Here is a 12,198-nt window from a genome sequence, read left to right as displayed (position 1 = left end):
TGTGCCGGTGGCTGGGTACGCCTATGCCGGCGCCGTGACGCCCTCTGCTTTGCGCTCCTCTACGAGCCCGCAGACGGCGGCGAACAGCGGGTGGTCGGCCGTCAGCCCGGTGATCTGCTCGGTCGCGTCGGCCGGCTCGGTGGAGGCCAGAATCTGACCGAGTTCCACCGCTTCGGTGTCGGCGGGGTCGTTGAAGCGCAGGGCCGCCGCGATGGCCCCAAGGAGCGCCTCCGGGACAATTCCGCGCTCCGCGAGTTCCGCGGCCGGACCAATGAACCGCTCGTTCCGGCTGAGCTTTCGCAGCGGCGCCCGCCCCACGCGGTTCACGGTGTCCGGCAGGTGCGGGTTGGAGAACCGGCCCAGGATCTTCTGGACGTAGGCTTCCTGCTCCTCGTGGTTGAACCCGTGCTTGGAAACGAGCAGCTGCTTGGTTTCGTCGAGCACTGCCCGGACATCGGCCGCCACGTCCTGGTCCGCCATGGCGTCGGAAATCTTCTCCAGTCCGGCCTCGAACCCGAAGTACGCCGCAGAGGCGTGTCCCGTGTTGACCGTGAACAGCTTGCGCTCGATGTAAGGCCCGAGTTCGTCCACAAACGTCGCCCCGGGGATGACCGGCGCGGAGCCGCCGAAGGGCGTGCGGTCGATGACCCACTCGTAGAACGTCTCCACCGTCACGTCCAGCCCCTGGCCCGCCTCCTGGTTGGGCACGATCCGGTCCACGGCGGTGTTGGCGAACACGGCCACGTCCTCCAGCGGCCCGGCGGCGTCGTCCCATGACGAGACGATCGCCTCACGCAGGATGTCCGTGGCGTTGATGGCGTTCTCGCAAGCCATCACCTGCAGCGGCGCCAGGTCGGCGGCACGGGCCGCAATCCCCTTCGCGATTGCCGGGGCCACGAACTTCAGGATGTGCGGCCCAACAGCGGTGGTGACGATATCCGCCGTCGCGATCTCCGAGATCAGCTGCTGCTCCTGCGTGCCCGAGTTGACCGCCCGGAAGTTGTCCACGGTGCGCACCGTGGGGTTCTCCCCCACCTCGTGCACGTCGTAGCTGTCCGCGGCCGCTAACTGGGAGATGAGGGCTTCCGCCACGTCCGCGAAGACCACCTCGTACCCGGCCTGGTGCAGCAGCAGCCCCACGAACCCGCGGCCGATGTTCCCGGCTCCGAAATGTACAGCCTTCACTATGCGTTGACCTTTCCGAACAGATCCAGCACTTCCTCCACTGACGTTGCGGCCTCAAGCTGCGCCACCTGCGCCTTGTTCGTGAAAACCTTCGCGATGGAGGAAAGGATGTGGAGGTGTTCGTTGTTGATGCCGGCAACGCCCACCACGAACTTGACCTGCTTGCCGTTCCAGTCGATGCCGTCCGGGTAGCGGATCACGGAAACTGCGGACTTCTTGATGTGGTCCTTGGCGGCGTTGGTGCCGTGCGGGATCGCCAGGAAGCTGCCCATGTATGTGGAAACGGATTCCTCGCGCTCGTGCATGGCGAGGATGTAGTCGTTGTCCACGGCGCCGCGCGCCAGCAGCAGCTGGCCCGCCTCGTCGATCGCGGCGTCTCGGGTTGCGGCGGAGCCGTTGAGGACCACGCTGTCAGCCACAAGGATGTCCGACGGCGGGGCGCCGGCTTCCGCGGGCATCTCGCCAGCGGCGGCGCCAGCCGCAGCAGCGGGGGCGGCGGGTGCCGCAGCATCCCCGCCGGCAGATTCCGGTGCGTTGCTGCTCTTGACCAGTTCCACGATCTCGTCGTAGCGCGGGCTGTTCATGAAGTTGTCCACGGAGTAGTGGACGGCGCTGGACGTGACGGGCTTGGCCCGCTCGGTGAGGTCCTGGTGCGTGACCACCACGTCGTAGGTGTCGTTGAGGCTGGCGATGGACGCGTTGGTGACCTTGACGCCCGGGAAGCCCGCCGCCTTGATCTTGTTCCGCAGCACGGAGGCGCCCATGGCACTGGAGCCCATGCCGGCGTCGCACGCGAACACGATGTTCTCGACGGGACGCGTCAGGACCGCGGTTCCGCCGGCGCCCGCACCCGTGAGGACGGAGGAGACGGAGCTCTTCTTGCCCTTCATGCCCTCCATGCGGCTGGTAGCGGCGCTGAGGTCGCCCTCGTCACTGTGGCGAGTGGTCTTCAGAATCACCGAGGCGACCAGGAATGACACGGTGGCGGCAAGCAGAACCGAGAGGATTACGCCCACATAGCTGTCCCTGGAGGTTTGGGCGATCACGGCGATGATGGAGCCCGGGGCCGCCGGAGCGACGAGGCCGGAGCCGGTGACTGCCAGGGTGGCGATACCCGTCATGCCACCTGCGATCGCTGCCAGGATCAGCAGCGGGCGCATCAGGACGTACGGGAAGTAGATTTCGTGGATGCCACCAAAGAAGTGGATGAGGGCGGCGCCGGGGGCTGAGGCCTTCGCCGCGCCACGGCCGAAGAACATGTAGGCAAGGAGGATGCCCAAGCCCGGACCCGGGTTGGCCTCGAGCAGGAACAGGATGGATTTGCCCTGCGCAAGCGACTGTTGGATGCCCAACGGGGTCAGCACGCCGTGGTTGATGGCGTTGTTGAGGAAGAGGACCTTGGCGGGTTCGATGAAGATGCTGGTCAGCGGCAGGAGGCCATTGTTGACCAGGAACTGGACCACATTGCCGGCGGCCGTGCTGAAGGCCTGAACCAACGGGGAAATGCCGTAGAAGCCGAGCATGGCCAGTAATGCGCCCCAAATGCCTGCGGAAAAGTTGTTCACGAGCATCTCGAAGCCGGGCCTGATCTTGCCGTCCCAGAGGGCATCGAGCTTCTTGATGGTCCAGCCGCCGAGGGGACCCATGATCATGGCGCCAATGAACATGGGGATACCGGCGCCGACGATCACGCCCATGGTGCCGATGGCGCCAACCACGCCACCGCGGACGTCGTAGACCATCTTGCCGCCGGTGTAGGCGATCAGGAGCGGCAGCAGGTAGGTGATCATGGGGCCGACAAGGCCGACGTTAGGCGCGCCCGCTGCGTTGGTGCCAAAGCCGCCAAGTTGAGGGACGGGTATCCAGCCCTTTTCAATGAAGAGCGCCGTGATGATGCCCCAGGCTATGAACGCCCCGATGTTCGGCATGATCATGCCGGACAGGAACGTCCCGAACTTCTGGACGTGAACGCGCGCACTGGTACGGGGTTTTGCAACTGTCTCTGTTGCCATGTGATTTCCTAACCGTGATCCCTGCTGCACCGCAGGATGGTCCGATATTTTCGACGACTAGCTGGTGGAACTGGTGGAGATCCTGTGGAGCCATTCGAGAAAGAGCTTGAGTTCCGAGCTGGAGAGCTGGTCTGAGTGGGATGCCTGCAGCGCCGCGTTCAGCGCTATGGCAGCCACCACCACTGAGGACTTTCCGGAATCCTCCGGGCCGGCTTCCCGGCCCTGGTCGGCGGCCACCGCGAAGATCATGGCGTCCCGGGTCATGGTGGACAGTTCGAGGTTGCGCTCCGCCACCGGTTCCGCGATCAGCATGAGCGTCACGCCTACGTTGGCGGCCAGGATGCTTCTTGCCGCTTCCCGCGGCTGGACGTTCAGCTGCCCGGCCGCGGCGGCCTTGTTCAGCATTTCCTCCATGAGGGCCTCGGCATCGGCAACGATGGACGGGCGACTCTCGGGGCGGATGTTACCGAACATGACCAGATACAGTTCCGGCTGGTTGAGCCCGAACTGCACGTGGTTGTCCCACATCCGCCGGATGTCTTCCAGCGGATGTCCGGACGGGGCGAAATCGCGTTCGCCCGCCACATATTCTTCGAATCCCGCGGCAACTACCGCGTCAAACAGGCCCTCCTTGTCACCAAAGTGGTGGTACAGGGTGGGCGCTGTAACCCCTGCCAGCTGTGTGATCTGGCGGGTTGATACGGCTGCTCCCGAGGACTTGGCCAGCAATTCGGCCGCCGCACGCAACAACCTCATCTTTGGCGGAAGCTGGCCATCGAAACTCATAACCGCTACCCTATCACCTATAGCAACGCTATATGAACTGCATCACATACAATTTTTTCAGGCACCGCACACAACATCGGACGCAGCCGTTCCGAACCGCCCGGACCAGTCCGGGCAGGGACCGGCGGGCCTGGCTACCGGCAGAGAACGAGGACCTTCAGTGCAGAACTTCCCAGGAGTTGGCGTCAGCCCAGGCCGCATCATCGGCACCGTCCGGCAGATGCCCAAGCCCATCAGCGAACCCCCGGCCAGCGAACAGCTGCCGGCCGGCACGTCCCCGGAGGACGCGACGGCGGCGCTGAAGGCAGCAGCGAATGCCGTGCACGATGAGCTCAAGGCCCGCGCAGACCACGCCACCGGAGACGGCAAAGCCGTCCTTGAAGCGACGGCCCTGATGGCCAAGGACACCATGCTGATCAAGGGCGCGGCGAAGCTGATCGCCCGTGGCATGTCCGGGCAGCGCGCAATCTGGGAATCGGGCTCATCGGTCGCGGAAATGCTCCACAATCTCGGCGGCTACATGGCGGAACGGGCAACCGACATCCTCGACGTCCGCGCCCGCATCGTGGCCCAGCTCCGCGGCGTAGCTGCCCCGGGCATTCCCACCTCAGAGTCTCCGTTCATCCTCGTGGCCGAAGATCTTGCGCCCGCCGATACCGCAACCCTGGACCCGAACAAGGTGCTCGCGCTGGTGACGGCCGGCGGCGGCCCGCAGTCACACACCGCCATCATTGCGCGTTCGCTCGGGCTGCCGGCCGTGGTGGCCGCGGTGGGCGTGGACGAACTGCCGGACGGCACCGAGGTCTATGTGGACGGCGCGGCAGGCTCCATCACCGCCAACCCTGACGATTCGCTGCGCGCTGCAGCCGAGACCTGGGCGGCCACCGCCTCCCTTCTCGCCGAGTTCAGCGGCACGGGCGCGACGGCGGACGGGCACCTGGTCCCGCTGCTCGCCAATGTGGGAGGTGCCAAGGACGCCGAGGCCGCAGCCAAGCTCGGAGCGCAGGGCGTGGGTCTGTTCCGGACCGAATTTTGTTTCCTGGAGCGCGACACCGAGCCCTCGGTTGAGGAGCAGGCTGCCGCCTACAAGGGTGTTTTTGATGCCTTCCCCGGCAAGAAGGTGGTCCTCCGGACCCTCGACGCCGGCGCTGACAAGCCGCTCCCGTTCCTGACAGACTCCACCGAGCCCAACCCGGCTCTGGGCGTCCGCGGCTACCGGACGGACTTCACCACTCCGGGCGTCCTGGAGCGCCAGCTGGAGGCGATCGCCCTCGCCGAGAAGCAGTCAGCGGCCGATGTCTGGGTCATGGCCCCGATGATTTCCACGGCCGAGGAGGCTGCCCGGTTCGCCACGATGTGCGCCGAAGCCGGAATCGAGACCCCAGGCGTGATGGTGGAGGTTCCGTCCGCCGCCCTCACCGCCGACACCATCCTGCGAGAAGTGGGCTTCGCCAGCCTGGGCACCAATGACCTCACGCAATACGCGATGGCCGCCGACCGCCAGCTCGGTCCGCTGGCCGGCCTGAACACGCCCTGGCAGCCGGCAGTACTGCGACTGGTGGGGCTGACAGTGGAAGGGGCGGCAATCGAGGGCCACAACAAGCCCGTGGGCGTCTGCGGTGAGGCAGCGGCCGACCCCGCCCTCGCCGTCGTCCTGACCGGCCTCGGCGTGACCACCCTGTCCATGACGGCCCGTTCACTGGCTGCCGTGGCCGCGGTCCTCAAGACCGTCACACTGGCCGAGGCGCAGGAGCTTGCCAAACTGGCGCTGTCCGCGCCCAGTGCCACCGAAGCGCGAGCCTGGGTACGGGAGAAGCTCCCGGTCCTCGAAGAGCTCGGCCTGTAGCCGAGGTGACTGTTCTGCCTAGGCTGTGATGCCGTCGGCGGCTGTGCTGGCCCAGTGGACAATGGCCTGGGCCACGGCCGCCGGCGCGCTGTCCTGAACCACGTGCCCGAAGCCGGGCACTTCCACAAATGTCCCCTGCGGCGCCTGGCGTGCGAGGAATTCGCACCAGGGACGGCGCGCAATGGGGTCCCTGCCGCCGCGGAGCACCAGCACGGGCTGGGTTATGCCGCACACCCTCGTGTCCAACGGGTACTCCATCATCACGGGCAGCTGCGTCAGGTACCAGCGGAGCCCGGTCTTGAAATAGTCGGTGAAGACCACAACGTTGGTGGACGGGCTTTCGCTGAACAGTGAGTCACGGGTCAGGGCAAGCGAGTGCCAGACGGCGCTCTTCCGCGCTCGATCCACCACCGGGCCCATGAGCACCACGCGGCTTACGAGGCCCGGTTCCTGGAGGGCGAGCTCCGCGGCGAACTGCGTCCCCATGGAATGGCCCACCACCACACAGGACTGGACGCCGGCGTCGGCGAGGACCGCCGCGACGAAGGCTGCATATTCGCCCACCGTCACCTGGCGGCCCGGCCGCGGCGTTTCGCTGAAACCGGGCAGGTCGAAGGAGTAGACGACGGCGCCGCGCGCCTGCCGGCCGCCCGCCAACCCGCTGCCCCCAGCCAATTCCAGGTGAAGTTTGGCCAGGTAGCGGTGCGAGACCCCGATGCCGTGGAGCAGCACGAAGACCTCAGGCCCTGCGGTCGAAGGCTCGCCCGCGCGCCCCATACCGGACGCCTGTTCCCCCATACCGGCCGCCTGTTCTGGGCCGGTTTGCCCCATGCCGGTTGCCTGTCCCGGGCCGGCCGGGGACACGTAAAGGCGGCCGGTCAGGCCGTTCGCCGTAACATCCACTCCGTCGTCCAGTTTCATCCGCTGAGCATACCCGCCGCTGGCACAGCCCGGGGCCATCGCCATGGCAGCGGTTAGGCTTCTGCCATGGCATTGATAGCTCCCAGGGTGGCGGCCGCACTTCCCGCCGAGGATGCACAGAAACTCCATCATGCGCTTGACGGCGGCACCGACATCACCGTGTTCGTGGACGGCACTGTCCACCGCCTGCCACCCGCGGCGAGGGACGCCGTCGTCGACCTCCTGGCGCGGTTCAGCCGCGGCGAGGCTGTGACGGTGAGCAGCGTGGAAGAAGTGCTCACCACGTCCCAGGCCGCGGAACTCGCCGGAATTTCCCACACGTACCTGCGGAACATGACGGACCGGGGTGAGATAGCCGTGGAATACCGCGGAACGCACTGCCGGATCCGTCTGGCGGCGATCATGGCTTGGCTGGAAGGGCAGAAGAAGCAACAGGCCGCCGCGGAACGCGCCGACGGCTCCTGACAATGTTTGCGGGACGCAAAATGACGTGCCTCCACTCCCCGGTGACGGCGTGATAAGGATCAAGCAACGATCCCGCCAAACCAGGGAATCGAGCCACTGGGCGGGGTTACTCTTTACTCGTGTTGAGATTCCGGGGGTTGCACATCGTGGCGGGCATTGCCGCCATGAGTGTGGCAGCCGTACTCGGAATGATCGTGGAACTGAACAACACGGCCATCTTCACGTCCAGCTGCGTAGCCTATGTGGCCGTCTCAATGTGGGCGGAAAGCAGGATTTCCCGGCGCCGCGGCCAGCTGCAGGGCCTGCTGCCGCAGATCCCGGACGCCACGGCGCTGGAGCACCCGCCTGAGCAGCTTGTGAAGGAACACTTCCCGGGCGAGCAGCCCGGCGGGGAGCAGCGCCCGGTGGAACAGCGGCCGCTGCTGGACGGAAATGCCGCCTGACGGCTGGATCCGACGGCTGGACGCAGGAACGGACCCGCGGCCTAGATCCGCGGCCGCGCCGCCCACCGCCGCGCTTTGAGTGCGGCGTGCAGCTCCAGCCGGACCATGCCCTTCAGCGGATCCACCCCCAGCAGCTGCCGGATCCGGCCCAGCCGGTTGTAAATGCTGCTGCGGTGCAGATGGAGCTTCTCCGCGACATCCTGCACGGAACCGTCGTTGTCGTAGAGCAGCTCAAGAACGGGCAGCAGTTCCCCGTTGCGGTCGTGGTCCTCCAGCGCCCGGAAGTTCACGGACCCCGCATCGCCCCAGACGCCGGCGCCTCCGCCGGCTGAGGCAAGGAGTTGGTAGACGCCCGTCGCCCGGCAATCCACGAGTTCCCCCAGCTGGGCGTCCACCGCCGCGGCCTGGGCGGCCACCCGCGACTGCCGGTAGGCCTCGGCGAAGTCCTTGGTCCGGGTGAAGCCCTCGCTGATTCCGAGGATGATGCGGTGCACGTGTCGGCCCGAACGTTTAGCGAGCTCCAGCTGGTAGTGGACCAGCACCTGGGCGTGGTTGGCGCGGCCCGTGGATTCCCGGAACAGCACCACGGCATGGGTTTCGGCGCCGGCACTGAACAGGGCCGCGTCCACGCCGATGGTTGCCTGCAGCGCCGCGGACCTGTGAATGAGCGTGGAGGCGATCGGATCAGGCGCCGCCCAGCCGTCGGCGTCGAGGACCGTCACCAGCTGCCAGGGGCCGCGGTCCTGCACTTCCTTCCAGCCTGCCACCGCGGCCACAGCGTTGGCCTCCCCGGCACAAGCGGCCAGGAACTCGCGTTCGCGGCTGCGCCGGAACTCGGATTCAGCCGTGTTGGAGTCCAGGAGCAGCCCGGAAAGCAGCTCAAGCTCGTTCCGGACGTCGGGCAGCTGGGTGAGAATCGCCGTCGCGCTTTCCTCCTCAAGGTCCTGCTGCACCCAGAGGTAACCGACGCGGAAACCGCGGACCATCAGCGGGACGCAGACGCGTCCCAGCATTCCCAGCTCCTGGTTGGCAGGAACCACGACGGGGCGCACCGCCGTGGCGATCCCGTGCGAGAGCTGCCACGCCTTGACGTCGACCGGCACGCGCTTGCTGAGCAGGAAGTTCACCCGGACCCGGTCGGCGTGCGACTGGTTGGAACTGTAGGCGAGCAAGAGCCCGTCCAGGTCCTCAAGCGACAGGCCGCGGCCCAGCTTCTGCGCCACGCGCTCCACGAGCTCCTCCACGTCCTGCTGCATGCAGCAAGACTACGTCCCGGAAGGCATTCCGGGCGAACGGACAGCAGGCGACACTTGACGCCCCCATGCTCGACAAACGTCTAGCCGCGGACTCCAAAAATCGCGGAAAGTCGCGGTTCTCGCTGCGATCAGCCTCGGCTCAACCTGTCGTGTACCTCACAGCCGGATCTATTCTGGAAGCACAACTCCCCCGCAACTTCCGGCCCACAAAGCCATAGAACATGGAGCCCAGAAAATGATCATCGGTGTCCCCAAAGAGATCAAGAACAACGAATTCCGAGTCGCCATCACCGCTGCCGGCGTTCACGAGTTCCGCACCCACGGCCACACGGTCCTTCTTGAGCGCGGCGCAGGCTTGGGCTCGGGCATCACGGACGAGGAATACGCCATCGCCGGCGCCGAAATCGTCACCGACGCCGACGAGGTCTGGGCCCGCGCGGACATGGTCATGAAGGTCAAGGAACCCATCGCCGCGGAATACCACCGCTTCCGCAAGGACCTGATTCTCTTCACCTACCTCCACCTCGCCGCCGAACCTGAACTCACCGCCGAGCTCATCAACTCCGGCGTCACCGCCATCGCCTACGAAACCGTCCAGGAAGGCCGCACCCTTCCGCTGCTCGCCCCGATGTCCGAGGTCGCAGGCCGGCTCTCAGTCCAGGTCGGGGCCACCTCCCTCATGGCCCCCGCCGGCGGCAAGGGCGTGCTCCTGGGCGGCGTCCCGGGCGTCCGCCCGGCCAAGGTCGTCGTCCTCGGCGCCGGTGTGGCCGGCACCAACGCCGCCGCCATGGCCCTGGGCCTGGGCGCGGACGTCACCATCCTGGACATCAACATCAACCGCCTGCGGGAACTCGATGCCCAGTACCAGGGCCGCCTGAAGACCGTCGCATCCAACAAGTACGAGATCGAAAAGTCCGTCGTCGACGCCGACCTGGTCATCGGCTCCGTCCTGATCCCCGGCGCCAAGGCCCCCAAGCTGGTCACCAACGAACTCGTCGCCCGCATGAAGCCCGGCTCCGTGCTCGTCGACATCGCCGTGGACCAGGGCGGCTGCTTCGAAGACACCCACCCCACCACGCACCAGGAACCCACGTACAAGGTCCACAACACGATCTTTTACTGCGTGGCCAACATGCCCGGCGCCGTCCCGAACACCTCCACCTACGCCCTGACCAACGTCACGCTCCGCTACGGCGTCGCCCTGGCCAATCTCGGCGTCCGTGCAGCGTTCGACCGCGATCCCGCCCTGGCCGCAGGCCTGAACATCGCCGCAGGACACGTGGCACACCACTCGGTCTCCGAGGCCCACGACCTGCCCCTGGTATCCGACTGGCACGAGCTGGTCTCCGCGTAGCCCGCCGGAGTTAGCATCGGCTGCTCCATAGCCGCCCTTTTGGACCCCCAGAACGGCAGTTACGGAGCAGCCGATCGCTGTTTAAGCCCGCCTTAAGCCAAGGCCCGGGCTTGCTCAATCAGTTTCAGCACGTCGACCGGGCCGGCCGGATCGACCGGAACCGGCAGCGGCGAGGATGCGCCGCCGTCGGAAATCTTGTCCGCAAGGATCCGGTAGAACTCCGGGTAGGCGCCGCGCTCTGTGGACAGCCGGTCGAGGTGCCCGTCGCGGCCCAGCTTCCCGGCCCACTCGGGCGCTTCGACACCGTACTCTTCGTCCAGCGGTCCCCCGCCGGCAACAATGTAGGGCTCCTGCGGGTCCACGCCGTGCTTGGTGAAGGCCCCCTCGGATCCGAGCACCCGGTAGCGGGGACCCTGCTGGGCGCACAGCATGTTCATCCAGAGGTGGCTCAGCACGCCGGACTCGTGCCGCACCGCCAGGAAGCAGTCGTCGTCCACCCTCTCGCCGGGGCGCCGCGCCAGGAGCTCCGCGTGCACCACCTCGCCCGGCCCGAAGAGCACGAGTGCCTGGTCCAGCAGGTGCGTGCCAAGGTCGAACAGGACGCCACCGCCGTCGGCCGCCGTGGCCTCCGCCTTCCAGGCCTTGGACACCTCCGGGGACCACCGCTCGAACCGGGATTCGAACCGCGTTACCTTCCCCAGCGAACCTTCAGCCAACAGCTCCTTGACGGTGAGGTAATCGCCGTCCCAGCGGCGGTTCTGGAACACTGTCAGCACCCTGCCCAGACGGGCTGCCAGTTCGATCAGTTCCTGACCCTGCCCGCTGGTCACCGCGAAGGGCTTGTCCACCACGACGTCGAGCCCCGCCTCCAGGGCGGCCTTCGCCAAGGGGTAGTGGGTGGCCGGAGGCGTCCCCAGGACCACGAGGTCAAGGTCGGCCGCCAGCGCGAGGACGGCCTCTCCGTCGGCCACTGTTTTCACACCCGGATAACGTCCCAGCGCGGCCGTCTGGCGTCCGGCATCGGACGTTGCGATAACGTCCAGCGAGTACCGGGAATTGGCCGCGATCAGCGGCGCGTGGAAGACGCTTCCGGACAGGCCGTAACCCATCACGGCGGTGCGAATGGGCTGGCCGGCGTCAGCCGGCTCGGGCCGGGAGGCCGCGGACAGGGGCGAGGAGGAGGAGTCGGTGCTCATGGTGCAACGCTACTCCGCAGGCCCCACCACACGCGTGACAAGCTGGCGCCATGACTCCTCGAGGCGCCCCGGGGAAACCCCGTGCACCCGTACCGCATGGAGCAGCCGCTCCGGATCCAGGGTAGCGCTGAGGGACACCGCCATAAGCCACGGGTCCGCGTCGAAGCCGGCGGCGCGCAGCAGATGCTCAATGTGCCGGTGCCACAGGACAGCGGCCGGCACCTCAAACCGGTTGTACGGCGAGTGGTCCGCGGCCCGGGCCAGGTCGCCGTACTCCAGGACGTAGCCGATGCGCCCGGCACCAAAGGCGATGAGCCGCTCAAGGGGCGGAGCCCCCGGGCCCAGCGGCGGCGGCCCGAACATGAAACGGCTCTGGAACTCGGCCTCGGCGGCACTGAGCAGGGTCATCATGAGCCCGGCCCTGCTGCCGAAGCGGCGGAAAACGGTCCCCTTACCCACGCCGGCGCGTTCGGCCAGCTTGTCCATCGTGAGGCCGTCCACGCCGCATTCGTCGATCAGTTCCCGGGCGGCGCAGAGGAGCAGTTCCCGGTTCCGGGCGGCATCGCTGCGTTCCTGGCCGGACCCGAAGGGGGTTCCGGAGCGGATTGGGATGAGGCTCACACAAAACATTCTAGACCGGGGAATAATATCCGGACCGTAGTCCGTTTAGTATCGGTGAAGGCCTAAGACGCCTCCAACAACCAACCAGCCGGCGGAGCGTTCCGCGGCCTGAT

Annotated in this window: 11 protein-coding genes; 4 read left to right on the top strand and 7 right to left on the bottom strand. The window is 66.8% G+C overall.

What is annotated here, in order from left to right:
• Nucleotides 1–21 precede the first annotated feature (21 nt).
• Genes AC1D14_RS04310 through AC1D14_RS04300 form a run of 3 tightly spaced genes read right to left on the bottom strand, consistent with a single transcriptional unit; the run spans nucleotide 22 to nucleotide 3,983 of the window.
• Nucleotides 22–1,185 carry a mannitol-1-phosphate 5-dehydrogenase gene (locus AC1D14_RS04310; protein ID WP_230119886.1) on the bottom strand — a complete coding sequence of 388 codons (1,164 nt, stop codon included), beginning with the start codon at nucleotides 1,183–1,185 and terminating at the stop codon, nucleotides 22–24.
• Nucleotides 1,185–3,197: a PTS mannitol transporter subunit IICBA gene (locus AC1D14_RS04305; protein ID WP_230119887.1), complete on the bottom strand. Its 2,013-nt coding sequence runs from the start codon at nucleotides 3,195–3,197 to the stop codon at nucleotides 1,185–1,187. Before AC1D14_RS04305 ends, AC1D14_RS04310 begins: the two co-directional genes overlap by 1 nt.
• Nucleotides 3,198–3,254: 57 nt before the next feature.
• Nucleotides 3,255–3,983 (bottom strand): TetR/AcrR family transcriptional regulator, encoded by a 729-nt coding sequence (locus AC1D14_RS04300; RefSeq protein WP_230119888.1) that lies wholly within the window; start codon nucleotides 3,981–3,983, stop codon nucleotides 3,255–3,257.
• A gap of 160 nt (nucleotides 3,984–4,143) precedes the next feature.
• On the opposite strand from AC1D14_RS04300, the gene ptsP reads away from it, so the two are divergent.
• Nucleotides 4,144–5,829: a phosphoenolpyruvate--protein phosphotransferase gene (ptsP, locus tag AC1D14_RS04295; protein ID WP_230119889.1), complete on the top strand. Its 1,686-nt coding sequence runs from the start codon at nucleotides 4,144–4,146 to the stop codon at nucleotides 5,827–5,829.
• 18 nt (nucleotides 5,830–5,847) lie between these two features.
• Here the strand turns inward: ptsP and AC1D14_RS04290 are convergent, their stop codons facing one another.
• Complete coding sequence (locus AC1D14_RS04290) at nucleotides 5,848–6,750, bottom strand: alpha/beta fold hydrolase (RefSeq protein ID WP_476968083.1); 903 nt, start codon at nucleotides 6,748–6,750, stop codon at nucleotides 5,848–5,850.
• A gap of 66 nt (nucleotides 6,751–6,816) precedes the next feature.
• On the opposite strand from AC1D14_RS04290, the gene AC1D14_RS04285 reads away from it, so the two are divergent.
• Together AC1D14_RS04285 and AC1D14_RS04280 are read left to right on the top strand one after the other, a co-directional pair.
• Nucleotides 6,817–7,215, top strand: coding sequence for a helix-turn-helix domain-containing protein (locus AC1D14_RS04285; protein WP_476968082.1), 399 nt, complete (start codon nucleotides 6,817–6,819; stop codon nucleotides 7,213–7,215).
• A 146-nt stretch (nucleotides 7,216–7,361) separates the two neighbouring features.
• Nucleotides 7,362–7,658 carry a hypothetical protein gene (locus tag AC1D14_RS04280; RefSeq protein ID WP_476968081.1) on the top strand — a complete coding sequence of 99 codons (297 nt, stop codon included), beginning with the start codon at nucleotides 7,362–7,364 and terminating at the stop codon, nucleotides 7,656–7,658.
• A 41-nt stretch (nucleotides 7,659–7,699) separates the two neighbouring features.
• Here AC1D14_RS04280 and AC1D14_RS04275 read toward each other — a convergent pair whose 3' ends face one another.
• A complete protein-coding gene (locus tag AC1D14_RS04275; protein ID WP_230119893.1) occupies nucleotides 7,700–8,914 on the bottom strand; it encodes a PucR family transcriptional regulator in 1,215 nt (404 codons plus the stop codon).
• 235 nt (nucleotides 8,915–9,149) lie between these two features.
• On the opposite strand from AC1D14_RS04275, the gene ald reads away from it, so the two are divergent.
• Complete coding sequence (gene ald, locus AC1D14_RS04270; protein WP_230119894.1) at nucleotides 9,150–10,268, top strand: alanine dehydrogenase; 1,119 nt, start codon at nucleotides 9,150–9,152, stop codon at nucleotides 10,266–10,268.
• Between the two features lie 92 nt (nucleotides 10,269–10,360).
• Here the strand turns inward: ald and AC1D14_RS04265 are convergent, their stop codons facing one another.
• Nucleotides 10,361–11,464, bottom strand: coding sequence for a Gfo/Idh/MocA family protein (locus AC1D14_RS04265; protein WP_290369785.1), 1,104 nt, complete (start codon nucleotides 11,462–11,464; stop codon nucleotides 10,361–10,363).
• 9 nt (nucleotides 11,465–11,473) lie between these two features.
• Nucleotides 11,474–12,085 (bottom strand): TetR/AcrR family transcriptional regulator, encoded by a 612-nt coding sequence (locus tag AC1D14_RS04260; RefSeq protein ID WP_230119895.1) that lies wholly within the window; start codon nucleotides 12,083–12,085, stop codon nucleotides 11,474–11,476.
• Nucleotides 12,086–12,198 lie beyond the last annotated feature (113 nt).

The organism is Arthrobacter sp. P1_B11 (assembly GCF_056406715.1).
This window is presented reverse-complemented; position numbering and strand designations above follow the sequence as displayed.